The organism is Shewanella schlegeliana (assembly GCF_016765635.1).
GTDB lineage: Bacteria > Pseudomonadota > Gammaproteobacteria > Enterobacterales > Shewanellaceae > Shewanella > Shewanella schlegeliana.
On record NZ_JAESVD010000005.1, the window covers coordinates 20,624 to 47,505 of the forward strand.

A 26,882-nucleotide genomic window follows, 5' to 3' on the forward strand; every position below is an offset into this window, starting at 1 on the left:
AAACAGGCCAGCGATCATGAAATACCTATTACCTTCAATTTTTGTTCTTATGCTCGGTGGCTGTGCGGGTGAGTACACCTTTAACAGTAATCTCGATAGCGATGCCATCAATGACTACTTTAAGGCATCGGATGTCACTGTCTATGAAGGCACACTTCAGCCGGTAGGGCCTTTTGAAGTTAAGGGACTCGTCGAAGGCGAAACTTGTCAAGTATCAGAAAATGACGCACCCGCCTCTATCAGCGAAGCGCGCACGCTTGCTCGCCGCGCAGCAGCCGATAAGCAAGCCAATGGCTTAGTGATCAAGAACTGTTTATTGATTGAAGAAGCCAGCCAAAACTGCGTCACTCGTGCCCTTTGTGTCGGACAAGCGATTGTCACCACCAGTCGCGAATAGCAATCACCCATTTTTTATAAGTAGCCTTAATGTCTTTTAATAGCCAAATTCAAGCCGTGGCCTATTGCCGCACTCCCTATAAACAGAAGTTTGGTATTCCCAGACAACCTGGACTGGTGAGCGCCGCCCGCGGCTTTGTCGAGTTAGCTCCACCCTTTAACCAAATCGATGCCGTTCGAGGCTTAGAGCAATACTCACACCTATGGCTGCTATTTTGCTTCCATGAGAATCTCGCCGCAGGCTGGAAGACCACGGTGCGCCCCCCAAGGCTCGGCGGTAATGAGAAGCTAGGTGTATTTGCCACTCGCTCCACCTTCAGACCTAACGGAATTGGCCAGTCAGTGGTTAAACTGCACGGGGTACATACCCACAAGGGTAAGGTCAGTCTCGAGATCTCCGGTATGGATCTCCTCGATGGCACGCCGATTATCGATATTAAGCCCTATATCCCCTTCTCTGATGCGATTACTGACGCCAAAGGCGGCATCGCGCAAGAAGCACCAGTATTGGTCGATGTCTCCTTTTCAGAAAAGGCTCAGCAACAGTTAGAAAGCTATCAGCAAAACCCGGATTATCCACGCCTTGCTGAACTGATTGAAGGGGTGCTAGCCCAAGACCCTCGCCCAGCTTATAAGAAGGCTAAAACCGATCCTAAGTTGTATCAAGTCGCCCTCTATGACTTAGATATTTTATGGGTGATCACCGAGGCTGGAATCGAAGTGACCGAACTTAGAGCCTCGCAGGTGGGCAAGACTGAACAACCCGATAAGTAAGGCTAGATAGAGCAGATGACACTTCCACCAGCACAAGATAAACCTGACTACCAAACCCAGCATAAAAAGCGTCTGTCTTATATGCCATGGCTCTATTTCTCCTTAAAAGAGAAACACCTATTATGGGCCAGACCTTGGCAGGAGCAGGTGCAAGCCCATTTTTGCGCGGTCGAAACCGTCGTTATCGGCGATAACTGCTTCGTGGCGCCAGAGGCAAACCTATTTGCCGAGCCGGGACGTGATATCACCATAGGTGCTCAGTGCATGATAGCTGCCGACAGCTTCTTACACGGCCCTATTACATTAGGTAATGAGGTGGCGATTAATCACGGCTGCTCTCTCGATGGCGGCCGCCACGGGATTAGTATCGGCAACCAGACCCGCATCGCCAATAACGTCACCATCTATGCTTTCAATCACGGTATGGCCCCCGATACACCTATCTATCAGCAAGCCTCTAACTCCAAGGGCATAGTGATAGGTGAAGATGTATGGATTGGTGCTCAAGCGGGGATCGTCGATGGTGTTACCATTGGCAATCACGCCGTGGTCGGGATGGGAGCCGTGGTCACTAAAGATGTCGCCGATTATGCGATTGTGGCCGGAAATCCTGCGCGGGTCATAGGTGACAGACGAGATAAGCTCTAATAACTTCAGCCGCCCTTGTTATATCTGAAAATGACCGCTTCTTTAGCGGTCATTTTCCACTCAAAGCCCAGTCAATACCATAGCTGTAAAGATTATTCCCCACTGATTCAAGATGTTTAGCCTCTGTTTAGTCAGCAAATTTGAGCTGGGATATTTAACCGCCTATATTTAAGGGGTGGCTACTAGCTAAATAGGGAAGCGTTATGAGAACTCGCCAGATCCTCTGCCCAACAGATTTTTCAGAAACGGCATCACATGCCATGAGTTACGCCTTCGAAATGGCCCATTTCTATAAAGTGGGCGTGCGTCTATTACATGTGGTCGATAAGCCTTTTGGTGATAGAAACACTCGAGTGCTATCGATGACCCCAGAAGAACTGGCCGCCAGAATGGAGAAGCCCGCCGCAGAGAAGATGCAGCAACTCATCGCCACTCTCGAACAGGAAGTTGAGATTGAAGGGGTTATTCGCCACGGACATGCTGCAGAACAGATCTTAGCGACCGCCAAAAGTATGAATGCTGGCATGATAGTGATGGCAAGCCATGGGCGAACCGGACTCGATCACTTTCTCCACGCTAACATAGCAGAGCAAGTTGCCAATAAGGCGACCTGCCCAGTCTTGGTAGTAAAGTAGCTACTAGGTAAGAGTTAACCGCAAGCATAAACAACTTGCTGGTTTTTATTTATATGGAGGGGTTATGCGTACTCGCGATATCTTGTGTCCAATCGATTTTTCAGAGACATCGACTCATGCCTTAGGCTATGCCGTGGAGATGGCAAGCTTATATGGTGTCAATATCAGGTTATTAAACGTGGTCACACTGCCTTATGTCGGGCCCGATTATGGCATCATATTAGACAACCCTACGGGCCTCCTTCATGACTTTGAAACCATTGCCAACGATAAGATGAAGGCAATTGTTGCCGAGGTGCGAGAACAGATGCCCAAGGGCTTAATGGTGCATACCAAGGTACGAAGTGGTGGCATATTGGATCAAATTTTAGAAGAAGCCGATGAGCAGAATGTGGGGATGATTGTAATAGCAAGCCAAGGTCTTACAGGATTGTCCCATATGCTAACTGCCAACATCGCCGAGTCTGTCGCCAATCAAGCCAAGTGTCCTGTGCTAGTGGTTAAGTAAAGCCAATAAGTGATGCTCCAAGCGTGACTAACACCGTCATAATATCAGGCTATAGGCTGCTCTCTTAGTGGGTATCGATTGCTGCCACCATAATTCTCAGCCTAGGTAGCCGTTCAGTATTGGTCCTAATTAGGAGTAAGCTCAATTAAGGTTAAGCTATGATTGAGGCTAAGGTTGAGCGCCGACAGAAGTTATCTGCGCTTAGCCTCTCCTAGATTGTGATGCTCTGCATACTGAAATAATCGCCGTGATAAGTGGCTCGCTGAGCCAGCCACTGGTATAAGCTAAGCCAATCCTCTTTATCAACTCTATCCCCTCTATAGGGCGCAATACTAAACCATCACTCTGCTTTATCTCCTCCCAGTCAGGTAGCAATGCCACACCAACTCCAGCGCTCACCAGTGGCCAAGCATATTCGATAGTTCTGATATTGGCTCGATTCTGAAACTGTACACCTTTGGCTGCCATTGCCTGTTTTAACTTCTCTAGCGCGTCACAGGGGGTACGATTAATAAAAGCGATGCCATCGAGATCGCTAAGCGTGATAAGCGGCTTGGTAGCCAGCGACCAACTCTTTGGTATCGCTAGTTGGTACCTGTCTTGCCAGATTGGTAAAAATGCCTCGCAGCTATTAACCGATTGAGAAAGCACCACTCTGGCATCACAGGCTTCATCAGGATCGACCAGAGTCAGCTCTAAATTATCAATCCGCTTCGATAGGTCATTAAGCAAGGAGCTCATGCGCTCGGCGCCTAAGGAGCGCATCAGGCCAAGCTTCAAGGGAGTAGACGTCGGCGCATCGCTAAACAGATGTAAAATCGTTTGTTCATTGTCGCTCATCGAACGCGCTAGGGGGTAAAGTTTATCGGCGGCCGAGGTCGGACTGACGCCACCAGCATGACGGATAAATAACTCAATCTCGAGTAGCTGTTCCAACTGTGAAATCGCAGCTGTGATTGAGGGCTGAGACACAAAACAAGCCTTTGACGCAGCAGTGATACTGCCCAGCTCATAGACTGACCTAAAATACTTCAGTGATCTGAGTTTCATTAAACCTCCTATTCAATCGTGGCTAAACTTTTCCTGCTTCTACCGCCTCGCCTGTACCTTCTTTTCCGTTTCGGCTTTCATCGTCTTTGCTTTTAAAGAAGGAGCTAGCTCCTAGGGCGCTTCGCTGCGAGGACGGGCTGCGCCCTGCTAAGAAAAGCAAAAGCTAGACGGGCTAAAGCCCGACCTACAACAATCACCACTAATCTATTTTACTTTACGCCTTAGCCTTACCGTCTCAGCTTTTCTGCTTTTCCCATCTTTTCCTGCTTTTCCTGCTTTTCCTGCTTTTCCTGCTTTTCCTGCTTTTCCTGCTTTTCCTGCTTTTCCTGCTTTTCCTGCTTTTCCTGCTTTTCCTGCTTTTTCAGTCTACGCACTCTTACCTATGACCTCAACAAACAGCTATAGCTTTTCCCTATACCCCACATAAAAAGATAGTATTTTTGCCATACCCACAAAAACTATATGGTTAACACAATGAGCTAAATTTTGACCGATATCGACCCTTTTAAATAGATAGGACAATAATAATGAGCACTCAATCCCCTGCCCAGCAGATCTTGGTAACTTCATCTTCAGCCCCTACAAAGCATCTGGTCGTAAACCGTGATTCCCGTAATCGCACCATGGCGCGTTACGGTTATAGCGATGAAACCACTAAGATTATTGATAACGAGAATCTACTGCCAACGGGCCTACTGAGCCGCCTACATGCATCCTATCCACAGCACTCAGGTTTACTCGAAAGCCGTGAATTTCTGTTTACCGATAAGGATCACTACTCGGGTCTATCTGGCTTTCGTGAGGTGTGCGCCATCCTTAACAAGAATGGCATCGACATCGGTCATATCGATGAACGTGAGTTTTTCGTTGAGGTCTATCGCTTTCTCGCCACCCGCCACTCACTAAACAGCATCAACTGGGACGATTACCCGACAGACTCGGTATTTCAGCTGGTTTTCCCACAGCCCGGAATGATCAATGCTGAGACGACCCAAGCCTATATCGATGCCAGCGATCCCAAGGCACGTACTCAAGTCGCCATCGAGTATATGGAGAAAACCAACCCCCATGACGGTAATCAGCAGCTCAATAAGCCTTGGTTTGTTAACGATGAAGGCGTACTCGAATTTCTCGATGGCAGTCAGCACAAATACCCTCAATGCCAGTTAGTATTCGATAAGACCACCCAAAACTGCTTCTCATTTTGTACCTACTGTTTCCGCCATGCACAGGTTCGTGGCGATGAAGATATGTTTATTCAAAAGGATATCGCCCAGCTGCATGAGTACTTAAGACGCCATAAAGAAGTGACCGATATCCTGATCACTGGCGGCGATGGCGGTTACATGCCGATGAGTCGCTTAAAGCAGTATGTGATGCCATTGATTGAAGACCCAAGCCTACTGCATGTGAAAAACGTACGTCTAGCGACCCGTGCATTGACATTCCAACCGGAAATCGTGCTAACGGAGAGATACGAGCCGATGCTTGAGCTATTCGATACCATGCGTGATAACGGCGTTCAGCTAGCGTGGATGGCCCACTTCTCGACGCCAAGAGAGCTGCTGAACCCAAGCACACTGGCGGCGATCCGCCGCTTACAAAACCATGGGGTGAATATTCGCAGCCAAAGCCCGATGATGAACCATATCAGCCTATTTATGGATGATAAGGGGGGCGTCGATGTTGAACGCTCATCACAAAGCTGGATCGATCTATCCAATATTCTTGGCATGCTCTGTATCGGTTTCCACTCTATGTACTGTGCCCGTCCAACAGGCGAGCATCACTACTACACTGCACCTCTGGCTGATATGAGTAAGATTTTTAATCGAATTTATCGCTCATTGGCCTCCATTAACCGTCCATCACGTCATATCTCAATGACGATTTCAGCAGGTAAGCTCGCTATCTTAGGCACCTCCATCGTCAATGGTGAAAAGTGCTTTGCACTGCAGTTTACTGAGGCAAGAAACATGGAGTGGATGGACCGGGTTATCTTGGCTAAATATGATGAGAAAGAAAACAAGATCGATTGTCTAACCCCTTATGACACTGACAAGTTCTTCTTCGAAGATGAACTTAAAGAGATTGAAACTCAGCTTGCCGATGCACTACAGCAAAGACTGGTTGGAGCATAAGATGATAAACAAACTGATGGCAACGCCAGCCCAGGCGGTCGCCGATATCTTCGATGGCGCCACCGTGATGATTGGCGGCTTTGGCGAGTCAGGCAGCCCGATTGAGCTTATCCACGCTCTAATCGATCATGGCGCTAAAAACCTGACCGTAATCAATAACAACACAGGTAGCGGTCATGTTGGCTTAGCGGCGCTGATTGAAAATGGTCAGGTGGGTAAGATGATCTGCTCCTTCCCACGCACCGCCAATTCAACGGTATTTCCCGATCTGTACCGCGCAGGCAAGATTGTGCTTGAACTGGTGCCTCAAGGCACCTTGGCCGAGCGCATTCGCGCGGGCGGCGCAGGCATTCCTGCGTTTTACACTGCCACCTCGGTAGGAACGCCGCTAGCCGATGGCAAAAAGCATGAAATATTCGATGGCCGAGAGTATGTGCAGGAGCTAGGACTTAAGGCCGACTTTGCCCTGATCAAATCGCTACAAGCGGACCGCCTCGGCAATCTGCGCTACAACAAGACCGCACGAAACTTTGCCCCCATTATGGCGATGGCCGCCAACTGCACCATAGTTCAGTCTCAGGAATATGTAGAGGCCGGCGCTATCGATCCCGAAATCGTGGTGACACCGGGCATTTTTGTCGATCGCATCGTCACAGTGAAGCAGCCAGCCCAAGAGTCAAAGCTTGTTGCCGCAGGAGTAAGCTACCCATGAGCAGCCCAGTAACTAATAGCAAACCAACCGATAGCCAGCATGAGCAAAAACAAACATTCGGCTGGAGCCGCGAGCAGATGGCGCAAAAAGCGGCACAGGATATTCCCGATGGCGCTTATGTCAATTTAGGCATAGGCATTCCCGAGAAAGTCGCCCGCTATGTCCCAAAAGGCCGAGAGGTGATCTATCACACCGAAAACGGTCTACTGGGCATGGGGCCGACACCAGATGAAGATGACATTGACTTTGAGCTGATCAATGCAGGCAAGAAGCCAGTGTCGGCAATCGCTGGCGCGGCATATTTTCATCACGCTGACAGCTTTGCCATGATCCGCGGTAAACATATCGATATCTGTGTATTAGGCGCAATGCAGGTCTCGCAAAAAGGCGATCTTGCCAACTGGTCAACGGGAGCGGCCGATGCCATTCCTGCCGTAGGTGGAGCGATGGATCTGGTTGCGGGTGTGAAGACCATCTTTGTGATCACTCAGCACACCACTAAACAGGGTGATGCCAAGCTTTTAGAAAACTGTAGCTATCCTCTGACGGGGCAAGGCGTTGTTAGCCGCATCTATACCGACCTTGCCGTAATTAAAGTGACTGAACGGGGCTTTGAGATTGTTGAGCTGGCACCGGGTGTCGATTTTGACTATGTGCAACAGCGCACCGCCTGTGAGCTTATTCGCCCTTAAGCGCTTACTTAGCTAACCGTTTAAGTATGAAAGAGTCTACAAGTGCTGAAATGGAATTAAGATGATGTCAGCTTTTAAACAAAAACATGATGAAAACAGCAATCCCACTGAGACAGGGACTGACCGCAGTGCCAAGCTCTACCAAAAGGCCCTCAAACTTATGCCCGGAGGTTGTAGCCGAAACACGGTGCTGCGCAAGCCAAATCCACTTTACGCCGAGTCGGCTGCAGGATGCTTCGTAACCGATATAGAGGGCACTCAGCGGGTCGATTTTGCTAACAATATGGCGGCATTGATCCATGGTCATGCCCACCCAGAGATAGTAACCCAAGTGAGCGAACAGCTACAAAAAGGCAGCGCGTTCACCTTGGCAACCGAAGCCGAGGTAGACTACGCCGAGCATCTGTGCAGTCGCAACTCAGGCTTTGACAAAATTCGTTTCGTCAACTCAGGCACCGAGGCGGTGATGAGCTGCCTAAAAGCATCGCGTGCCTATACAGGACGAGCCAAGATAGCCAAGGTCGAAGGTGCCTATCATGGGCTGTATGACTATGCAGAGGTTAGCCAAACCGCATCACCGGCAACGTGGGGAGAAGTCTCATCCCCCAACAGTGTGCCTGTTGCCTTTGGTACTCCGCAAGCGGCGCTCGATGATGTGGTGGTGATCCCCTTTAATGATGCCCCCCGCGCCATCGCTATCTTAGATAAACACAAACAGGAACTTGCCTGCGTATTGGTAGACCTGCTACCTCATAGAGTAGGGCTTATTCCTGCATCGACCGAGTTTGTGGTTGCACTTAGAGAGTGGAGTGAAAACAACGGCGCTCTACTGGTGTTTGATGAGGTGATCACCTTCCGTAACGGTTATGGTGGCGCCCAAGATAACTACCCCGTCACGCCAGATCTCACCGCCATGGGCAAGATGATCGGTGGCGGCTTTCCTGTTGGTGCCCTTGCAGGTAAAAGCGAGGTGATGGATGTGATGAATCCCTTAAATGATAAGGTGTTGTTTCCTCACTCAGGTACCTTCTCGGCTAACCCCGTCACTATGGTGGCAGGTCTTAGTGCCATGAGGCTATTTGACACAGAGGCAGTCGCTAAACTCAACGCACAAGGTGATAAGCTCAGAGCCATAATCACAGATGCGATAACCCAGGCCGATGTGCCTGTCTGTGTTACAGGCGCAGGCTCTATGTTCCGCATCCATATGAAGGCTACGCCGCCCACAAACTACCGCGATGCCTTTGCATCCCCTCAAGAGGCGAAGCTGATGACCGCGCTAGTAGATCATCTATTTGATAACGGCTTTATGATGATTAACACCTGCTCCGGCACCCTGTCGACGGTGATGACAGATAAAGAGTTAACCCATTTTGCCGAAGTCTTAGTTGCAGGCCTTAACAAGTTAAAGCCACAGTTAGATGCCCTTAAATCTTCAGCGACACTAACAGAATAGGAAACGATAATGAGCTCAGATTGCTTAAAAAATGCCTATAGCGGAAGAGATGTCTATATCTGCGATACGATAAGAACCCCAATCGGACGCTATGGTGGTGGGCTATCATCAGTGCGCAGCGATGATCTTGCCGCCCTGCCAATAAAAGCACTGATGGAGCGAAATCCTGATGTTGATTGGCAACAATGTGATGACCTGCTGCTTGGGTGTGCCAACCAATCAGGCGAAGATAACCGCAACATTGCGCGTATGGCAGGCTTGCTTGCAGGACTTCCCGTTGAAGTACCTGGCTGCACCGTAAACCGTCTTTGTGGCTCTGGGCTTAACGCTCTAGGGGATGCCGCTCGCGCAATCAAAACTGGCGAGGCCGACTTGATGATTGCAGGAGGCGTCGAGAGCATGTCTCGCGCGCCATTTGTGATGCCAAAGGCGACAAGCCCCTTTGCACGCTCAACCGAATTTTACGACACCACCATGGGCTGGCGCTTTATTAACCCCGAGTTTGACAGGCAATATGGCACCGAGGCTATGCCGCAAACCGCAGAAAACTTAGCCCAAGACTTTGCTATCTCCCGAGAGGCACAGGACCGCTTTGCCCTATGGAGTCAGCAAAAAGCGGCTAGCGCTCAGGAAGCGGGTCTTTTCGATAATGAAATCGTGCCCGTCACAATCCCTGTGCGCCGCGGCGAGCCGACGGTTTTCAGCAAGGATGAGCACCCACGTTTAAGCAGCTTAGAAAAACTCAGTAGCTTAAAACCACTATTTGACAAAGGAACCATCACCGCCGGCAATGCCTCTGGCATCAACGATGGCGCGGCGGCGCTACTGTTAGCCTCGGCTGAAGGTGTAGCGCAACACAAGCTGAAACCTAGGGCTAAGATCTTGGGAATGGCCGTTGCTGGTGTGCCTCCTCGCATAATGGGACTCGGGCCTGTGCCTGCCACCAACAAGTTGCTAAAGCGATTAAATCTGTCTTTAGATGATATGGATATTTTAGAGTTCAATGAAGCTTTTGCGGCGCAGGCACTCACCTGTACCCGAGAGCTAGGCTTGAAAGATGACGACCCCAGAATCAACCCACAAGGCGGCGCCATCGCACTCGGTCATCCACTGGGTATGAGTGGTGCAAGGCTTGCGACCACTGCCGTTAATCAGCTTGAACGCACCCAAGGACGCTACGCCCTGTGCACCATGTGTGTCGGAGTCGGCCAAGGCATTGCCATGATCATAGAAAGAGTTGACTGAGAGATTGGCAGTAAGAATGAGTTAAAGCATTAAAATGAAGCTACCTTATCGAAAGGTGGCTTCATCGAAATACTGGGTTGTATTTCAGTAAATATGTAAAAAATGAGATCAAAGGTACAGCATGACTACTGGTAATCGTGCGGTCATTGGAATAACAGCAAATAGGCACTAAAGATGTTACCTATTACGTAAGTTATTTTAAGCTTATCACCAGCTTCCTTGAAAAAAATCAATTTTTAACGGTTATCTTCCACTATTTGTTCTATCTTCAATAGTAATGTTAAGTCCTTGGCCGATTAAAAATCTCTAACTAAGGCACTGCATACAGGCTCGCCCGTTAACGGCGATCGCCGAAAATTGTGTATCCACCGATAACCAATACTCGAAATTTAATTATCAGCACTGATATTTTATTTAAAATTGAACACTTACTAAACAATGGGTTCTGTAATGAAACATCAAAATACGCCATCAAACACTGCTAGGCATATGAGCCTATTTGGATTCTTTGCCCTAACCGCTACCATGGTTATGACGGTATACGAATACCCAACATTTGCTTCCTCTGGCATATCACTGGTTTTTTATTTAGTTGTTGCCGGCATTTTCTGGTTTTTACCCGTAGCCCTATGCGCAGCCGAAATGGCAACGGTTGAAGGCTGGGATAAGGGCGGAGTATTCACCTGGTCAGGGCATGCATTAGGTGAACGCTGGGGATTTGCCAATATCTTTTTCCAGTGGTTCCAAATCACCGTTGGCTTTGTCACCATGATTTATTTCATTCTTGGAGCGTTATCTTATGTATTTCAGTGGTCTGCACTCAATGATAATAGTACGGTGAAATTTATCGGGGTCATGATTATTTTTTGGGGTCTGACCTTATCTCAACTAGGTGGAACCAAGTACACAGCTATGATCTCCAAAGTCGGTTTCCTACTCGGTATTCTCATCCCAGCCTGCATTCTATTTAGTCTTTCAATTGCATTTTTTGTGACAGGTGGTGTCAGTGATATGCCGATTACCACTGAAGCCTTATTACCCGATTTTACCAAACTGAATACCTTAGTTGTGTTTGTGTCATTTATCCTTGCCTATGCAGGTATTGAAGCATCTGCGACTCACGCCAATGAAATGAAAAATGTAAAAAGAGATTATCCTATAGCTATCATTATGTTGGTGATATTGGCCATTGTGCTCAATACTATTGGTGGCGTCGCCATTGGTGCTGTCGTACCGGAGAAAGAACTTGGGTTATCGATTGGTGTGGTACAGGGCTTCGAAGGGCTATTTAACTACTTCACCCATGATATGGACTGGGCTATTCGAGTGATTGCGGTGTTAATTGCGCTCGGTGTGGTTGCTGAGGTTTCAGCCTGGGTGGTTGGCCCATCATGGGGTATGTTAGAGGCGGGTAGAAAGGGGCTACTCCCCGCTAAGCTATCTGCTACAAACACTGAAGGTGTGCCAGTTAACTTTTTGCTACTGCAAGGCGCGATAGTGTCAATATGGGCTGCAGTACTTACCTTTGGCGGTGGTGGCGCCAACGTCTCCTTCTTTACAGCCATCTCGTTGACAGTCGTGATATACGTTGTCGGCTATATTATCTTCTTCCTCGCCTATATTAAGGTCGTGCTAAGCTATTCCAACCTGCCTCGCGCATTTGAAATTCCCGGAGGTAAAGGCGTTAAACTGTTTGTCGCCGTCAGTGGGTTAGTCATATCCGTTGTTGCACTGGCTATTTCATTTATTCCACCAGCACAAGTTGGCGGTGGAGATGCAGCAACTGAGTATATGACCATTCTGGTTGTGAGCTTTGTTATTACGCTTATTCTGCCGTTTTGGATCTACCACGTAATGCGTAAAAGTAATCCCTTGCCACCAGGTGTAAAAATGCTGGATGACAAGGACACTTCGAGCTAATGGCTAATAAATAGCTAAGTTAGTAAATAGTAAATAGCTAATCGAAATTAAGAAGAGTGAAGTGAGTTCACTCTTCTCACTTAAACTCAATACCACTGTATCCTTAAAAAGCCACTAAACTTATTAGTGGCTTTTTTGCTCCTATATCTAGCTAAAACTATTAATGCAGTAAGTTAACCTTATTCATCTCACTTTCCTTTGTTTTAACGGCCACATAACAGCTTAAAAGCGGTAAGCATAAATAACACGTTAAACACGCTTTATCTTTGACAAAACCCTTAAAGCAATGGTTCAACCAAGGCCTGCTTCAGCTAAAATAAAAAGCGATGAGTTAGAGTTAGTTAAAGAAAACAATCAGCGCGATGAACGCCGTGCACACTCCCAACATACTCAATACTCGAATCACTGAGATTGAATACTGAGTTTGTATCTCCGGGAATAAATAGAAGAAATACGAGATAGAAGGTACGGCTAAGTAAAGCCCCCCTAGCCTAGAACTTGGCGGCACCTCGGCCCCCATGAGTGCCACGCCATAGGCCAAAAACAACCCAGTAAAAAGCCACTCTAAACGTTCAAAATCTCGGTATTTAAACAACACCAAAAGTAGGGGTAAAAATATCAATGCCATCTTTTTATTATCTCAAAACGCGCTAAAACACTCTTTTTGGTGACAGACAAACACCTAGGAAAAAATTAGAATAAAAGTAGGTTGAATACGATAAAAATACACAAGAAATACCAGAAGCAGTTAGTACGTTTTCTATTTTGTTCACGAAAATGCGCAAGCATGTCACTCACAGATCCTTTGTGTACTCCAAATCGATTGAGTACCACCTTGCCATTAACGTACATTACACAGTCATCATGTTTACCCACAAAGCGACGGATCCCAAATTGCGGTATACCCGTTTCAAGAGAGAGTGATATTACGCCACGTCCGCCTCGACCATGTTTCTCTACGCTTTCTAGAAGTAATTGGATCTGCTCAAATTTCACTTATTCATCCTTGAGTCTTGCAAAAAATCACGGCTATGGGTCTAGACTAAGCCCCCCACTCCCTCTTAACTTACCACAGAGTCGCTAAAGCAAACTATTTACAAATAAGCAGCGGACCTTACGCCCCAATAATTTAGCAATGTAAAAGACCTCTTTCTCACCTATTTACAGCCTATGCCAGCGATTAAGCAACAGACTATGGACGCTTACCATCCTCACGTCCCCCTCAACTAAAACCATACATTGGTCATTAACAGCTAAACTTGATAATGCAGTTTGAGTGCAGACTTCAACTAGCTGCAACTAAGCTAAACCGTAAAGTAACCAGATAAAGTGAGCGACAAACATAGGGTAGATAGAGAGGGTGATGAACATGAAAAAAGTCGCAATTATTCAACAGGCCCCTAAAGTTCTTGATAAAGAAGGCACGATTAACAAAGCTGTAGAAATTATTCGCGCCGTTTCTGCGCAGGGAGCTGAGCTTATCGTTTTCCCTGAGGCTTTTATTCCTGGATACCCAGCCTGGATATGGCGTCTAAGACCCGGCAATGACTGGAGCCTTTGCGAAGCATTACATGTTCGCTTATTACATAACTCGGTCGATCTCGCATCCAGCGACCTCAAACCGCTCCTCGATGTTGCTAAAGAGGAAAACGTCACCGTGGTTTGTGGGGTTAACGAACGAGACCATCTCAACAGCCAGTCTACGATCTACAACAGCGCCATCACCATCGATAACACAGGTAAAATTGCTAATCATCACCGAAAGCTCATGCCAACAAACCCTGAACGCATGGTTTGGGGGTTCGGGGATGGCTATGGCCTCAACGTAATTGACACTCCCGTAGGAAAAATTGGCAGCCTGATCTGTTGGGAAAATTATATGCCTTTGGCACGGTATGCCTTGTATTCTCAAGGAATAGAAATATATATCGCACCAACCTATGATAGTGGTGAAGCTTGGATTGGAACCATGCAGCATATTGCTAGAGAGGGAAAATGCTGGGTGCTATGTTGCGGTGTTGCACTGGAAAGAAAAGATTTACCTGCAGACTTTCCTAATATCGATACCCTTTACCCTGCTGATGAGGAATGGATTAATCCAGGAGACTCGTTCATTGTATCCCCAAGCGGAGAAATTGTTGCCGGTCCACTCTCTAAGCAGAAAGGCAATATCATCTTAGATATTGATGTTGAAAAAGCTGCCAGCTCAAAGCGTGCTCTGGATGTGGCTGGACACTATTCCAGACCTGATGTTTTTAGATTGGAAGTCGACAGGTCTCGGCAGTCACCAACCCACTTTAACAGCAAGCCTGAAGAAGAATAATTAAGGTCCGCTCATCAGTGGCGAGCGCGACCTTATTATGGCAAACAGGCCATTCATCACTTTGGCTATTGGTATGACAGGCAATAAGCCTGACGAAGAGCATTCAGTAACGCCTAAGCAACATAGCACTCGCTTAGGCATAATAATTCTGGTTCTGCGCCCCATCAGGCTACTCAAAGCCAATAAATTCCACCGAATCGCGAAATCCATAGGTGACAGAACCCCAACAAGTGATAAAATAGCGCCCATTCAACTCAAATTTGGACACCGGTAATGCGCGTAAGCAAGTACCTGCTATCAACTCAAAAAGAAACTCCTGCCAATGCAGAGGTCGTTAGTCATCAGTTAATGTTACGTGCGGGTATGATCCGTCGTAACGCATCAGGCTTATACAGCTGGTTGCCAACAGGTTTACGTGTACTGCGTAAAATCGAAGCCATTGTTCGTGAAGAGATGAACAAAGCGGGCGGCGTTGAGATCCTTATGCCTATGGTTCAACCTGCGGATCTTTGGGTTGAAACGGGTCGTTTTGACAAGTTTGGTCCTGAGCTACTTCGTTTCCAAGACCGTCACAACCGTGACTTCGTACTTGGCCCAACTCACGAAGAAGTGATCACCGACATCGTGCGTAAAGAGATCAACTCTTACAAGCAGTTGCCACTTAACCTATACCAAATTCAAACCAAGTTCCGTGACGAAGTTCGTCCACGTTTTGGTGTAATGCGCTCACGTGAATTCTTGATGAAAGATGCTTACTCTTTCCATTTAGAGCAAGAAACTATGGATGAGACCTATGAGGCGATGTTCCAAGCTTATAGCAACATCTTAACTCGTCTTGGCCTAGCGTTCCGCCCAGTAATGGCAGATACAGGCTCTATCGGTGGCAGCATGTCACACGAGTTCCACGTATTAGCTAACAGCGGTGAAGACTTAATCGCTTACTCAACGGAAAGTGATTACGCAGCCAACATTGAAAAATGTGAAGCGCCAATGCCTACCGAGACACGTCAAGCTGCAACCAGCGAAATGACCCTTGTCGACACGCCAAATGCTAAGACCATTGCAGAGCTTGTTGAGCAGCATGGTATTGCTATTGAGAAAACGGTTAAGACACTAATCGTTAAAGGTGCAACTGAAGAAACACCATTAGTGGCTATCGTTATCCGTGGCGACCACGAGCTAAACGAAGTAAAAGCTGAGAAATTAGATGCGGTATTAGCGCCATTTGAATTTGCAACTGACGCAGAGATCCGTGATGCAGTTGGTGCAGGCGCAGGTTCTATCGGTCCTGTTGGCCTAAATATGCCAGTATTTGTTGACCATAGCGTTAGCATCATGAGCGACTTTGGCGCGGGTGCAAACCAAGACGGTAAGCACTACTTCGGCATCAACTGGGAGCGCGATCTTCCAGAAGCTGCAGCATTCGATCTACGTAACATCATCGAAGGTGAGCCTAGCCCATGTGGTCAAGGTACTATCGCACTACTTCGCGGTATCGAAGTGGGTCACATCTTCCAGCTAGGTACCAACTACTCTGAAGCGATGAATGCTAACGTACTTGACCAAAACGGTAAGTCACAGACGCTATTAATGGGTTGCTACGGTGTGGGTGTTAGCCGTATGGTTGCTGCTGCAATTGAGCAGAACAACGATGACCGCGGTATCATCTGGCCAGATGCGATTGCACCGTTCACCGTTGGTATTTTGCCAATGAACATGCACAAGTCACACCGCGTTAAAGATATCGCCGAGAAGCTATATCAAGACCTAAACGATGCGGGTATCGAAGTCATGTTCGATGACCGTAAAGAGCGTCCAGGCGTGATGTTTGCCGATATGGAGCTTATCGGTATTCCACACGTAGTGGTTATTGGTGATCGTAACATCGATAACGGTATGTTCGAATACAAAAACCGTCGCACTGGTGAGAAGAAAGATATCCCACTAGACGAAATCGTTGAGTTCTTAAAAGCGCAACAAGCCTAATCGCTAGCTAAATGAATAAAAGCCGATGACTTCATCGGCTTTTTTTTGCCTGTAATAAATGGGGCTGTGACAGAGCGAAGCACAATACTTTTGAGTAAGTTTAAACTTGTAACTTGAACATCCTTGCGGACTCACATATTCTAAATTTAAGCAGTTGGTTTTGAATTAGTTTTAATTTTCAAACGATAAGGAGCGTCGAATTGCCAAATAAAACGGCGTTAGTACTGGGTGGTGGTGGCGCGAGAGCCGCATACCAGATAGGGGTACTCAAGGCGATAGTACAGTTTTATCCACGTAACCATGGTATTCCCTTTAGAATCGTCTGTGGCACTTCTGCAGGCGCAATTAACGCCACCTCAATTGCGACTCATGCGTCTTGCTTTCACTTAGGAGTGCGTAAACTCGAGTGGGTATGGCGCAATATACATGCCCGTAAAGTCTATCGCGCATCGATTCCTGGCGTGCTAAGTCACTTAAGCAAAATGGCCTTAAAAGGCCTGCAGAGCGATGGTGCCTCTAGCAGTGCTGGCAGTCTATTTAACAGTGATCCCTTAAGAAAATTACTCAGCGATTTAATCAGTTTCGAGCGTATCGACCGTAATATTACTAGCGGCGCTCTCGAAGCTATCAGTCTCGATACCTCTTGTTATAACAACTCGCGCTCTGTCACCTTTTTTCAGGCCAATGCTCACCTCGAAAACTGGCAAAGAGACAGACGACACGGTATACGCACACGGTTAAATACCGATCATCTACTGGCAAGTTCCGCTATTCCTATGGTATTTCCCTCTATTCGATTAAATCAGGAGTACTATGGTGATGGCTCGGTGCACCAACTGGCCCCCTTGAGCAGTCCTATTCATTTAGGAGCCGAGAAGATCATGGTCATTAACCTTGAGAGTCCCCACAAAATTCAGCCAAAAGAACTTGATCATCACCCAAAGACCGCCACTATAGCCGGTCATCTGCTAGACACCATCTTCTCTGATACGCTCAATAGCGATCTAGAGAGACTTGAGCGGATCAATAATACCCTCTCTTTGATCCCTGAGGAAAGTAAGCAGAAATTAGCGCTAAAAAATATCGAAACCTTAGTAATTAAGCCCAGCGAAGATCTCAGCGCAATGGCATCGCGCTACTTTCAAGATATGCCGTTCGCCATTAAAACCATGATGAAAGCATTAGGGATCAACGAACATTCAGATTCAAGTATCATATCTTACTTACTGTTTGAGCAGGGTTATTGCAGCGCCTTAATCGAGCTAGGCTATGAAGATGCCATGTGTCAGATTGATGAAATAAAGCATTTTTTCAATATCAATTAACCTTGGACTTATTTAACAAAATAGCTTTAGCGGCGCTCAGCCCCCAATCTCGATAGATGAGTTCCCCGGGATGAAATCCATCTATCGCCATCGCCTCGGCATCTAGCTGGTGACCAAAGTCCAGCAGAGTAAACCTTGGCTCCTGAATCGAAAATTGCTCCAAATGCCGATTAAACTCCTGGCTGCGACGCCCCAAAAACCAGCGCAGAGGTTGCGGAAGTACAGGAAAATCCCCCATAGGTGGCACTCTAGTCAGCACGACCGTCTGACAATCGAGTTCAACGCTTAATAGCTCAACAAGTATCTTTTGCTGTTCTATCCATCGCTTTGCCGATAGTGGGCTCAATACATCATTAACTCCAAGCGACACTATCACAGCATCGAAACGAAGGTTTGATTGTGTGCCCAACTCCGTTCGCAGCATTCTCATCGCCTGAGCCGTGTTATAACCTGAGTTAGCCAAAAGCCGCCACTCAACTCGGTATTCATTGGCAAGTGCCTGACTCACCACTCCGATCAAGGCTTGTTGCTGACTTTCAACACCAACTCCCGCCGCAGCCGAGTCACCAAAAACCAATAGTGATATGTCGCAGCCTTCACCAACGCGCCCAGCTCTTGGACCTGCCGCTTCAGGCAATTTAGGTGTGTTACGTTTGACTCTTTTGCCCTGTAGAAACAGCAATGGCGCTATCAGAATAAAAATAAGGTAATGCACTCATTCACTCCTATTGGGTTAGCGGTGACAATCCATAAGCTTAAACTATAGCTCGAAACTATTGCTTTAAACCGCCCTACCACGCCAATAGAGTGCTGCCACATTAACCTTGTAGCAGAAACGTCTCAGCCTTCTCTATTCGTCTTGGTTTACCCAATAAGATAAGTATATCCCCAGATTTGATCTGCCAATCGAGTTCGGGGTTTTCCACCTCCGCACCAGCGCGCCTGACCGCCCTTAATTCGACCCGTAATTTTTCCCAAGGGATCTGCGACAAGGTCAGCCCCACAGCATTTGCGCCCTTGGGTAAGGCAACCGCATGTAGTAGTTCCAAGGTAAAGTCAGTTTCGGCCCCAGAGAAAAAACCATGTAAATATTGATAGTGGTTACGCCGCTCTGATTCGAGGCGCTTTAAAATGCGGGCCAAAGGAACGCCACACTGATACAAGACCTGCGACACCAACATAAGGCTGCCTTCGAGGGTTTCTGGAATAACCTGACTGGCACCCGCCTGCTCAAGTGCTTCCATTCCTGAATCATCACGGGTGCGGACCAGAATTTTAGCTTCGGGAGCGAGTTGTCTACACAGGGTCAAGACCTCCTCGAGGATCCGCTCGCTACTAAAAGTCAGCACAATAAGTTTGGCATCCCGGACTTTTGCCTGCTTAAGAATACTTCGCTTACAGACATCGCCAAAATAAACTGGCTCACCTGCCGTTCTCGCCTCGGAGACTCTTTTAGGATCTAGATCTAATACCAGATAGGGGATAGCCTCTGTTTTCATAAATCGTGCGATGGTTTGACCGACACGGCCATAGCCTAGGATCAGCACCAGATCACCTTTGCTGTCTATCTGCACCTTGAGTGGCTCACTAGTTTCAGCTTTAGGCTTGAGTCCTTGTAGCATTCTAGCAATATCCACGCTATGACGGACTAGCCAAGGCGCGAACGCCATAGATAACACCGCGACCATCACCAAGATGGTGCTTATCTTGGCATCCAGCAGTTGATAGTTCACCGCTAGCGCCAATACCACAAAACTAAATTCCCCCACCTGTGCCAAACTCAGGGCGGTAGCCACCGATGTGCGAAATGACTCTTTTGCAAACTTCAGCAATGAAAAAATCACCAGCGACTTACCTAGGATTACGGCAATCAGAATGAGGATTATCTGCCACCAATACATGGCAACTAACTGAAAGTCGAGCAGCATACCAATTGAGATGAAAAACAAGCCCATTAGCAAGTCGCGAAATGGACGGATATCCGCCTCAAGCTGACGTCTATATTGACTCTCCCCCAGCAGCATCCCCGCCATAAAGGCGCCCAATGCCATCGATAAGCCTAACCACTGAGTGATCGCGCCAGTCACTAAGGCGACTACTAAGGTAGACAATACAAACAACTCATTAGAGCGCGAGCGGGCCACCTCATCGAACAGCTTTGGCAGAGCCCACTTACCAAACGCCATCAATGCGATAAAGGCGAGTCCCCCTTTGAGCAGGCCGAAAACCACATCACTCCACATTAAGGTTTCGCCATCGCTGGCAAGAATAGGCATTAAGATCAATAAAGGAACAACGGCAATATCTTGAAATAACAGCACACTGACAGACAGCTCACCATGGCGACGTCTGAGCCAGCCCTGCTCATTAAGCAGTTTTAGTACAATTGCGGTAGAAGACAGTGCGATTGCAGCACCGACAATAACAGATTCAGTCACGCTAAGGTTACAGACGAGGGCAATGCCCATACTCAAAACTGTGGTCACAACCACTTGAGCGCTACCTAAACCAAATACGGTACGCCGCATAGCCCATAGCCTAGGCAATGAAAACTCAAGCCCTAAACTAAACATCAATAACACTACGCCGAGTTCGGCAACAGACTGCATCTGATGCTGAGTAAACCAATGAAAACCGCTAGGACCGCTTATCACCCCTGTCACTAGGTAAGCCAGAATCGCTGGCAACCCGGCGCGCCTCAATATGGCAATTGACACAATAGCAATGACCAACATCAGCAATATTTGAATGAGAAAGCTGTGTTCCATACCTGCGGTCTACTCCTTAGCTTATCGATACTTGTCAAAATATCGACGGCCTGTTTCCATTCGCTTAACTAGAGATTAACTGAATGACAAATAAAGACAAATGATTATTCCTATCACAGTGCTTCCTCTTCTAACTCTAATCCTGTTCAAGCTTAATACAGCAAACATCAAAGATAATAAAAGTGAAGCTGTTCTATGGGATAAAACCAAGCCTAATACATAGGTAAACAACTAATAAATAGATATAAAGTTGCAATATTCAATGATGAGTCCCCTAGGGGCTAGGGGGGGCTATAGATGGACTGTAGAAGTTGAAACAGTCAATTAGTCTATAAGGCCGACGCGACTTCGCTACAAAGATACTGCACAACAAACTAAAGGCACGATTTTTGCTTACCTAGTAAGGTAAGTCATATTGACGCTGTAATAAAAAATACCGGGAGTAAACACCAATGGAATTTGGCCTAGCAACGGAGTCCAGCCCTATTCAATACCGCCAGACTACAGAGATAGGAATGTCGATGCCGTTGGAAATAGATCTGGTCAATATTATCCAGCAGCTGCATCAACACTTAGATCCTAGGACTGTGTTTGCCTGCTTCGGCCAGATAATGGGACAACATTTGCCGCTCTACGGTATTCGCCTGAGTTATAAACAATATCAGTTTCATTGGGGCCAGCAATACGGCTATGCCTTTGAGCAGAAACTGACTTTTACGCAGCAACCAATCACCATTAACTATAACTTAAAAGCCGCCTTAGTGCCGTCGCAAACCTTGATGCTAAATCAGCTTAAAGAGTTGGTACTGCAGCCACTAATTAACGCTATTCAATATCAAGAGATGTCACAGCAGGCGATGTATGATGCGCTAACCAAACTCGGTAACCGTCATTATTACCTGCAATCACTTAAGAAAGAGATTGCGCGCGCTAAGCGTAGCAATGGCAGCTTCTCTTTGGTGGCTTTAGACCTAGATAACTTCAAACAACTTAATGACGACTATGGTCATCAGTTAGGTGACAATGCCTTAATTGAGTTTTCCGATATGCTCAACGCTACCATAAGGGATTCAGACCAAGCATTTAGAATTGGTGGGGATGAGTTTACTTTGCTAGTACAAGCCGATGCGAAGGCCGCACAAACTTTATGCCAGCGGATCCTCGATGCACTGAGTAACCACCACTACTTAGAAAGATATCAAGTCAGTACCAGCATGGGGGTCACTCAATGGCAGGAAGAAGATACCGAGCAGAGCCTGTATCAACGGGCTGATAACGCATTGTATGAAGCAAAAGCAGCGGGAAGACAATGCTATCGGATCTGTGCCGCTTAAAATGTGAATTTGCTAAAGCCGTGTAGATATGGGCCGAGCACTTGCTTAACTCTGACGCAAATTTAGACTAAGGCCAGAGGTTCCATCACGAGCCAAAAAAGATTTCTCAATCCAGTAACCCACGGCGGCCACAAGCTTGCCGTCATAGCACAGAAGTGGCACATCACCTCGCTCCCAAGGCGGCAGCGCTAACTCTTGCCACAATTTCTTCAGCTCTCGTCCCTTACTACGATTATGGGGCTGACACCTTGTACTGCCGGGCAGTGCGAACACAATTGAGACCTGCTCAGAAGCTGTAGGAAATCTCAGACAAGCCCCGGTTTGACAGCGCTGCGTCAATAGCGTCCCGCCTGTTGGTAGCGCAATATCGCCACTTAATAACGCGTCGATATTAACCACATCTACCACAGGATAGACTTTGTTAGCTTTGTTTTGCACCGAGTCCAGAGATAAAAAGTAACCCTCTCGCTTAAAACGCCTGATCACCACATCTGTAAGACGAATTTCAACACTTGCATCGACTTTGGCCTCTAGTAGCTGTGCCAATATCTGCTCACCTTGTACCTTAGATGGTGGCGCAAAGCCCTGTGACTCCATATGACCGCGCAGTAACAACGACTGCCAGGCCTTGGAGTAGGTGGCGAGCTTATCTAGACAGAGGGTCCGTCCCCTCCCCTTTTGCTGTTGAAGCTCAGGTAACCGAATAGCAATCTCTTCATCGATAACTGACTGCTGTAACGCACATAACTCGGCGCTACGGCTAGCTGTTGCTGCAATAGCGCTCCAGCGCTGCTTTAGCGCAGGTATGACTTCTAAGCGAAGAAAGTTTCTATCGTATTTATCGTCGAAGTTACTCTCATCTTCAATATGGGAGATATCGTGCTGTTTTGCGTAAGCTTGGATCTCTGCCTTGCTGTAATCGAGTAAGGGCCGAATAATCCAATTTTGCTGATTAAATCCTTGTACCTTACCCATGGCCGATAAGCCTTTAGGGCCAAGGCCGCGTTTAAGTGCCAGCAAAACCGTCTCTAACTGATCATCCTGATGATGAGCAGTCATAAGCAGATCATCCGGCTCAAGCTCTGATAACAGTGCGGCATAACGCACACTGCGCGCCTGAGCTTCAACACTCACTCTCGGCGCAAGCTTAACCTCTACTCGCTTAACGATGCAGCTGAGACCATAAACATCAGCCTGAGATAAACAGTGCTCAGCCCACTTGTCTGCATTGCCACTCAAACCATGGTGTACATGAACCAGCAAACACTCAAATTCTAAATGCTGTTTTGCAAACAGAGAGAGTCCATGAGCGAGAATTTCTGAGTCAACGCCACCACTATAAGCCAGCACTAACTTGCGCTTTTTCAGGCAAGTTTGCTCTCCAGTTATCGGCTCAACTTGTACTGAGCGCTGAGGAAGTTGCTTAATACATTGCAAAATCGAGGCGGCGATATTCATTTTAAAACTGTTTACCTTAAAAGCTGTTCATCTTAAAAAACAATCCTAACCTTACCCGATCCCGTTAACGACTCTAATGCCAACATCAACTCATCGGTTGGGTTAACGCGCCACTCATCTCCTAGAGTAAACTGAGCTTGAGACTGATGCTGCGCGTAATTAATCACTACAGGAACGGCGCCTGCCTTCCAAGGGGCTACGGCGGCTTGAAACTCACTTAGCCACTGCGAGTTAACCTTGTCTGATTGCAGATCGATCTCTACCGCATGAGCAAAGTGACTGCGTGCCTCTCCCATATCGATGATATTGCGCGCGGTCATACGGTTGCCACCAGAGAAGTCATCAAAGCTCACTTCCCCCTCGATGATAAGAATACGATCTTTCTCAAGCAGATGATTAAACTTCTCGAAGGCTTCGGTAAATAGCATCACCTCAAGACGGGCGCTCTTATCATCGAGTGTGACTAAGCCCATCTTAGCGCCGCGTTTGGTCATCATCACGCGCGTGGCAACCACAAGGCCGGCAGCTTTCATGGTTTTGCCACGATCTGTCGGATGCACGTCTTTCAAACGACCCGATGTATAGTGCTTAAGCTCTTTTAAATACTGGTTTATCGGGTGACCCGTCAAATACAAACCTAAGGTATCACGCTCTCCTTCGAGCCAGACTTTGTCGGGCCAAGGGGTACAATCGACAAATTGCTGCTTACTGTCTTCAGGCTCACTATTAAGCAAGCCAAACATATCATGCTGACCGATAGCTTCGGCTTTAGCATGCTGGTCGGCAGCGCGAATCGCTTCCGGTAGTGTCGCCATCATCGCCGCACGATGCGGACCTAAATTGTCCAGTGCACCAGCGCAGATCAGCTTTTCAATCACACGGCGATTAAGCTTTTTCAGATCAACACGAGCACAGAAATCGAATAGATCGATAAAAGGGCCGTTCTCGCGTGCTTTTAGAATTGACTCGACGGGACCTTCACCGACACCTTTCACCGCCCCAATACCATAAACGATATTGAGTTCATCATCGACGGTGAACCTAAATAAGCCCTTGTTCACATCAGGCGGCAACAAAGGTAAGCCCATACGCTCACATTCATCCACCAAGGTCACGATCTTATCTGTGTTATCCATATCCGCCGACATTACCGCCGCCATAAACTGGGCCGGATAATGGGTCTTGAGCCAAAGCGTCTGATAGGATACCAAGGCATATGCGGCAGAGTGCGATTTGTTAAAACCGTAACCCGCGAACTTTTCTACCAAGTCGAAGATTTTCATCGACAATGGCCCATCTACACCATTTTTAATTGCGCCCGCTTCAAACGTACCGCGCTGCTTGGCCATCTCTTCGGGTTTTTTCTTACCCATGGCACGACGAAGCATATCCGCGCCGCCTAGGGTGTAACCAGCAAGCACCTGCGCAATCTGCATCACCTGCTCTTGGTAGAGAATAATGCCGTAGGTTGGCGACAGCAGCTCTTTTAGTGACTCATGCTGATACTCAGCATCAGGATATGATACTTCCTCTCGACCATGCTTACGCTCAATAAAGTTATCAACCATGCCCGACTGTAGCGGTCCCGGTCTAAACAGTGCCACCAGTGCGATCATATCTTCGAAGCAGTCAGGCTGAAGACGCTTAATCAAATCTTTCATACCACGAGATTCCAGCTGGAACACGGCGGTCGTTTCATAACGCTGTAGTAACTTAAAGCACTTAGGATCGGTTAATGAAATCGATTCAATTCGAACCCGCTCTTCGCCGTTTTTATCTTTAACGGCATTAACCATCTGCAGCGCCCAGTCAATAATGGTGAGCGTTCTTAGTCCCAAGAAGTCGAACTTCACAAGACCTGCGGTTTCTACATCGTTCTTATCGAACTGAGTTACCGGGTTTAAACCTTCGGTATCACAATAGATGGGCGAAAAGTCGGTGATCTTAGTCGGTGCGATAACCACACCACCGGCATGCTTACCGGCGTTACGCGTCACACCTTCAAGAATGCGACACATGTCGATAAGATCTTTGACCTCCTCATCGGCGTCATAGGACTCTTGCAGACCTGGCTCTACTTCAAATGCTTTAGCCAAGGTCATGCCGGGTTCTGCTGGGATCATCTTAGAGATCCGATCGACAAAGCCGTATGGGTGACCAAGCACACGACCCACGTCTCGAATAACCGCTTTCGCCGCCATGGTACCAAAGGTAATGATCTGTGATACCGCATCACGACCGTAAAGGTCTGCTACGTGATCAATCACTTCATCTCGTCGATCCATACAAAAGTCGACGTCGAAGTCGGGCATAGATACACGTTCAGGGTTCAAGAATCGCTCGAACAGCAGGTCGTATTCCAGTGGATCCAAATCGGTAATTTTCAGCGCGTAGGCCACCAAAGAACCCGCACCCGATCCACGGCCGGGGCCAATCGGGATATCGTTGTCTTTACCCCACTGGATAAATTCCATTACGATAAGGAAGTAACCTGGGAAGCCCATCTGGTTAATAACCTTAAGCTCCACATCGAGACGCTCATCATATTCAGGGCGTCGCTCGGCTCTGACTTCCGGATCGGGGAAAAGAAACTCCAAACGCTCCTCTAGGCCCTTCTCTGACACAGCGACTAAGAAGTCCTCAATGGTCAAATCACCTGTCGGAAAGTTTGGCAGGAAATATTCGTGTAGACGTACTGTTACGTTACAGCGCTTTGCGATTTCAACGGTATTTTGAATCGCTTCAGGAATATCCTCAAACAGCTCACACATCTCATCGCTGCTCTTAAAATACTGTTGGTCGCTGTATTTCTTCGGTCTACGCGGATCGGCAAGAGTAAAGCCATCGTAAATGGCCACGCGAATTTCGTGCGCCTCAAACTGCTCTGGCTTATTAAATACCACCTGATTGGTAGCAACCACAGGCAGGTCTTTTTGCTCGGCAAGTTCAACCGCCATGTGCAGATAACGTTCTTCATCAGGGCGACCTGTTCGCAGCAACTCTAAATAATATCTGTCTGGGAAATGAGTTTTATAAAACTCAATTAAGCTATCGACTTGCGCTTTATTTTCTTTTAGCAGCGCACGACCCACATCGCCGTCTTTACCGCCAGATAATAAAATGAGTCCTTCGCTATATTTGGCTAACCACTCCTGATCGATCACCGCCTTATCGTTGATGTTACCGCGTAGGTAAGCATCACTGATCAATAACGTCAGGTTTGAGTAGCCCTTGTTGTCCATGGCTAGTGCGGTAATAGAGCAAAAGTCATCAAAACCTGGCACTTGAACCCAAAAGTCAGTACCGATAATCGGCTTAATGCCATTACCATGACAAGCCTCGTAAAACTTCACCAAACCACACATATTAGTCTGATCGGTTAACGCCACCGCAGGCATCTCAAGCTCAGCCACCTTAGCAAGAATAGGCTTAACTTTAGAAAGTCCATCAGACATGGAAAAATCACTGTGGACGCGCAAATGCACAAAACGTGGATCAGACATAATTTGGA

The 26,882-nt window shown here is 47.4% G+C and carries 23 protein-coding genes; 15 read left to right on the plus strand and 8 right to left on the minus strand.

Translation table 11 applies throughout. The annotated features are described in order from the left end of the window. The first annotated feature begins 16 nt into the window (after nucleotides 1-16). From rcsF to JMA39_RS09635, 5 genes are all read left to right on the plus strand, one after another. The gene (rcsF, locus tag JMA39_RS09615; RefSeq protein WP_202721673.1) at nucleotides 17-397 is read left to right on the plus strand and encodes an Rcs stress response system protein RcsF; all 381 of its coding nucleotides are present in this window, start codon (nucleotides 17-19) and stop codon (nucleotides 395-397) included. 29 nt (nucleotides 398-426) lie between these two features. Then, nucleotides 427-1,170 carry a tRNA (N6-threonylcarbamoyladenosine(37)-N6)-methyltransferase TrmO gene (gene tsaA / locus JMA39_RS09620; RefSeq protein WP_202721674.1) on the plus strand — a complete coding sequence of 248 codons (744 nt, stop codon included), beginning with the start codon at nucleotides 427-429 and terminating at the stop codon, nucleotides 1,168-1,170. Between the two features lie 15 nt (nucleotides 1,171-1,185). Then, complete coding sequence (locus JMA39_RS09625) at nucleotides 1,186-1,818, plus strand: acyltransferase (protein WP_202721675.1); 633 nt, start codon at nucleotides 1,186-1,188, stop codon at nucleotides 1,816-1,818. Between the two features lie 203 nt (nucleotides 1,819-2,021). After that, nucleotides 2,022-2,453: a universal stress protein gene (locus tag JMA39_RS09630; RefSeq protein WP_202721676.1), complete on the plus strand. Its 432-nt coding sequence runs from the start codon at nucleotides 2,022-2,024 to the stop codon at nucleotides 2,451-2,453. Between the two features lie 64 nt (nucleotides 2,454-2,517). Further along, nucleotides 2,518-2,961 carry a universal stress protein gene (locus JMA39_RS09635; RefSeq protein ID WP_202721677.1) on the plus strand — a complete coding sequence of 148 codons (444 nt, stop codon included), beginning with the start codon at nucleotides 2,518-2,520 and terminating at the stop codon, nucleotides 2,959-2,961. A gap of 201 nt (nucleotides 2,962-3,162) precedes the next feature. Here JMA39_RS09635 and JMA39_RS09640 read toward each other — a convergent pair whose 3' ends face one another. After that, nucleotides 3,163-4,011, minus strand: a complete 849-nt coding sequence (locus JMA39_RS09640) for a LysR family transcriptional regulator (protein ID WP_202721678.1) — start codon at nucleotides 4,009-4,011, stop codon at nucleotides 3,163-3,165. 227 nt (nucleotides 4,012-4,238) lie between these two features. Then, on the minus strand, nucleotides 4,239-4,385 hold the full coding sequence (locus tag JMA39_RS09645; protein ID WP_220741582.1) for a hypothetical protein: 147 nt from the start codon (nucleotides 4,383-4,385) through the stop codon (nucleotides 4,239-4,241). Between the two features lie 153 nt (nucleotides 4,386-4,538). On the opposite strand from JMA39_RS09645, the gene JMA39_RS09650 reads away from it, so the two are divergent. The 6 genes from JMA39_RS09650 (at nucleotide 4,539) to JMA39_RS09675 (ending at nucleotide 12,177) form a co-directional block, all read left to right on the plus strand. Continuing rightward, complete coding sequence (locus JMA39_RS09650; protein ID WP_202721679.1) at nucleotides 4,539-6,152, plus strand: hypothetical protein; 1,614 nt, start codon at nucleotides 4,539-4,541, stop codon at nucleotides 6,150-6,152. A 1-nt stretch (nucleotide 6,153) separates the two neighbouring features. Then, the gene (locus tag JMA39_RS09655; protein WP_202721680.1) at nucleotides 6,154-6,864 is read left to right on the plus strand and encodes a 3-oxoacid CoA-transferase subunit A; all 711 of its coding nucleotides are present in this window, start codon (nucleotides 6,154-6,156) and stop codon (nucleotides 6,862-6,864) included. Continuing rightward, nucleotides 6,861-7,556, plus strand: coding sequence for a 3-oxoacid CoA-transferase subunit B (locus tag JMA39_RS09660; RefSeq protein ID WP_269154435.1), 696 nt, complete (start codon nucleotides 6,861-6,863; stop codon nucleotides 7,554-7,556). Before JMA39_RS09655 ends, JMA39_RS09660 begins: the two co-directional genes overlap by 4 nt. A 61-nt stretch (nucleotides 7,557-7,617) precedes the next feature. Beyond that, nucleotides 7,618-9,012: an aspartate aminotransferase family protein gene (locus JMA39_RS09665; RefSeq protein WP_202721681.1), complete on the plus strand. Its 1,395-nt coding sequence runs from the start codon at nucleotides 7,618-7,620 to the stop codon at nucleotides 9,010-9,012. Nucleotides 9,013-9,021: 9 nt separating this feature from the next. After that, nucleotides 9,022-10,257 carry a 3-oxoadipyl-CoA thiolase gene (pcaF, locus tag JMA39_RS09670; protein ID WP_202721682.1) on the plus strand — a complete coding sequence of 412 codons (1,236 nt, stop codon included), beginning with the start codon at nucleotides 9,022-9,024 and terminating at the stop codon, nucleotides 10,255-10,257. Between the two features lie 450 nt (nucleotides 10,258-10,707). Beyond that, nucleotides 10,708-12,177 carry an amino acid permease gene (locus JMA39_RS09675; protein WP_202721683.1) on the plus strand — a complete coding sequence of 490 codons (1,470 nt, stop codon included), beginning with the start codon at nucleotides 10,708-10,710 and terminating at the stop codon, nucleotides 12,175-12,177. A gap of 337 nt (nucleotides 12,178-12,514) precedes the next feature. Here the strand turns inward: JMA39_RS09675 and JMA39_RS09680 are convergent, their stop codons facing one another. Together JMA39_RS09680 and JMA39_RS09685 are read right to left on the minus strand one after the other, a co-directional pair. Then, complete coding sequence (locus JMA39_RS09680) at nucleotides 12,515-12,805, minus strand: hypothetical protein (protein ID WP_202721684.1); 291 nt, start codon at nucleotides 12,803-12,805, stop codon at nucleotides 12,515-12,517. 65 nt (nucleotides 12,806-12,870) lie between these two features. Next, on the minus strand, nucleotides 12,871-13,173 hold the full coding sequence (locus JMA39_RS09685; protein WP_202721685.1) for a hypothetical protein: 303 nt from the start codon (nucleotides 13,171-13,173) through the stop codon (nucleotides 12,871-12,873). A gap of 373 nt (nucleotides 13,174-13,546) precedes the next feature. Between JMA39_RS09685 and JMA39_RS09690 the strand changes: the two genes are divergently transcribed. The 3 genes from JMA39_RS09690 to JMA39_RS09700 all read left to right on the plus strand — a co-directional run bounded on the left by JMA39_RS09690 (nucleotide 13,547) and on the right by JMA39_RS09700 (nucleotide 17,811). Further along, nucleotides 13,547-14,500 (plus strand): carbon-nitrogen hydrolase family protein, encoded by a 954-nt coding sequence (locus tag JMA39_RS09690; protein WP_202721686.1) that lies wholly within the window; start codon nucleotides 13,547-13,549, stop codon nucleotides 14,498-14,500. A gap of 273 nt (nucleotides 14,501-14,773) precedes the next feature. After that, nucleotides 14,774-16,486 carry a proline--tRNA ligase gene (locus JMA39_RS09695; RefSeq protein ID WP_202721687.1) on the plus strand — a complete coding sequence of 571 codons (1,713 nt, stop codon included), beginning with the start codon at nucleotides 14,774-14,776 and terminating at the stop codon, nucleotides 16,484-16,486. 200 nt (nucleotides 16,487-16,686) lie between these two features. Continuing rightward, entirely contained in the window at nucleotides 16,687-17,811 is a 1,125-nt protein-coding gene (locus tag JMA39_RS09700; protein ID WP_202721688.1) for a patatin-like phospholipase family protein, read from the plus strand. Here JMA39_RS09700 and JMA39_RS09705 read toward each other — a convergent pair. After that, nucleotides 17,804-18,526, minus strand: a complete 723-nt coding sequence (locus JMA39_RS09705) for an SGNH/GDSL hydrolase family protein (protein ID WP_202721689.1) — start codon at nucleotides 18,524-18,526, stop codon at nucleotides 17,804-17,806. The two genes, JMA39_RS09700 and JMA39_RS09705, sit on opposite strands and share 8 nt — an antisense overlap. A 103-nt stretch (nucleotides 18,527-18,629) precedes the next feature. Then, nucleotides 18,630-20,579, minus strand: coding sequence for a monovalent cation:proton antiporter family protein (locus tag JMA39_RS09710; protein ID WP_202721690.1), 1,950 nt, complete (start codon nucleotides 20,577-20,579; stop codon nucleotides 18,630-18,632). 452 nt (nucleotides 20,580-21,031) lie between these two features. On the opposite strand from JMA39_RS09710, the gene dgcS reads away from it, so the two are divergent. Further along, the gene (dgcS, locus tag JMA39_RS09715) at nucleotides 21,032-21,913 is read left to right on the plus strand and encodes a diguanylate cyclase DgcS (protein WP_202721691.1); all 882 of its coding nucleotides are present in this window, start codon (nucleotides 21,032-21,034) and stop codon (nucleotides 21,911-21,913) included. Between the two features lie 45 nt (nucleotides 21,914-21,958). On the opposite strand, the gene tilS is transcribed toward dgcS, so the two are convergent. Together tilS and dnaE are read right to left on the minus strand one after the other, a co-directional pair. Beyond that, on the minus strand, nucleotides 21,959-23,371 hold the full coding sequence (tilS, locus tag JMA39_RS09720) for a tRNA lysidine(34) synthetase TilS (RefSeq protein WP_202721692.1): 1,413 nt from the start codon (nucleotides 23,369-23,371) through the stop codon (nucleotides 21,959-21,961). Nucleotides 23,372-23,403: 32 nt separating this feature from the next. Next, nucleotides 23,404-26,874 (minus strand): DNA polymerase III subunit alpha, encoded by a 3,471-nt coding sequence (gene dnaE, locus JMA39_RS09725; protein ID WP_202721693.1) that lies wholly within the window; start codon nucleotides 26,872-26,874, stop codon nucleotides 23,404-23,406. Nucleotides 26,875-26,882 lie beyond the last annotated feature (8 nt).

Coding starts and splice junctions, on each gene's coding strand:
- dgcS (WP_202721691.1), top strand. CDS start 21,032: ATGGAATTTGGCCTAGCAACGGAGTCCAGCCCTATTCAATACCGCCAG.
- JMA39_RS09655 (WP_202721680.1), top strand. CDS start 6,154: ATGATAAACAAACTGATGGCAACGCCAGCCCAGGCGGTCGCCGATATC.
- JMA39_RS09625 (WP_202721675.1), top strand. CDS start 1,186: ATGACACTTCCACCAGCACAAGATAAACCTGACTACCAAACCCAGCAT.
- JMA39_RS09680 (WP_202721684.1), bottom strand. CDS start 12,805: ATGGCATTGATATTTTTACCCCTACTTTTGGTGTTGTTTAAATACCGA.
- JMA39_RS09710 (WP_202721690.1), bottom strand. CDS start 20,579: ATGGAACACAGCTTTCTCATTCAAATATTGCTGATGTTGGTCATTGCT.
- tilS (WP_202721692.1), bottom strand. CDS start 23,371: ATGAATATCGCCGCCTCGATTTTGCAATGTATTAAGCAACTTCCTCAG.
- tsaA (WP_202721674.1), top strand. CDS start 427: ATGTCTTTTAATAGCCAAATTCAAGCCGTGGCCTATTGCCGCACTCCC.
- rcsF (WP_202721673.1), top strand. CDS start 17: ATGAAATACCTATTACCTTCAATTTTTGTTCTTATGCTCGGTGGCTGT.
- dnaE (WP_202721693.1), bottom strand. CDS start 26,874: ATGTCTGATCCACGTTTTGTGCATTTGCGCGTCCACAGTGATTTTTCC.
- JMA39_RS09650 (WP_202721679.1), top strand. CDS start 4,539: ATGAGCACTCAATCCCCTGCCCAGCAGATCTTGGTAACTTCATCTTCA.
- JMA39_RS09695 (WP_202721687.1), top strand. CDS start 14,774: ATGCGCGTAAGCAAGTACCTGCTATCAACTCAAAAAGAAACTCCTGCC.
- JMA39_RS09665 (WP_202721681.1), top strand. CDS start 7,618: ATGATGTCAGCTTTTAAACAAAAACATGATGAAAACAGCAATCCCACT.
- JMA39_RS09635 (WP_202721677.1), top strand. CDS start 2,518: ATGCGTACTCGCGATATCTTGTGTCCAATCGATTTTTCAGAGACATCG.
- JMA39_RS09675 (WP_202721683.1), top strand. CDS start 10,708: ATGAAACATCAAAATACGCCATCAAACACTGCTAGGCATATGAGCCTA.
- JMA39_RS09640 (WP_202721678.1), bottom strand. CDS start 4,011: ATGAAACTCAGATCACTGAAGTATTTTAGGTCAGTCTATGAGCTGGGC.
- pcaF (WP_202721682.1), top strand. CDS start 9,022: ATGAGCTCAGATTGCTTAAAAAATGCCTATAGCGGAAGAGATGTCTAT.
- JMA39_RS09630 (WP_202721676.1), top strand. CDS start 2,022: ATGAGAACTCGCCAGATCCTCTGCCCAACAGATTTTTCAGAAACGGCA.
- JMA39_RS09690 (WP_202721686.1), top strand. CDS start 13,547: ATGAAAAAAGTCGCAATTATTCAACAGGCCCCTAAAGTTCTTGATAAA.
- JMA39_RS09660 (WP_269154435.1), top strand. CDS start 6,861: ATGAGCAGCCCAGTAACTAATAGCAAACCAACCGATAGCCAGCATGAG.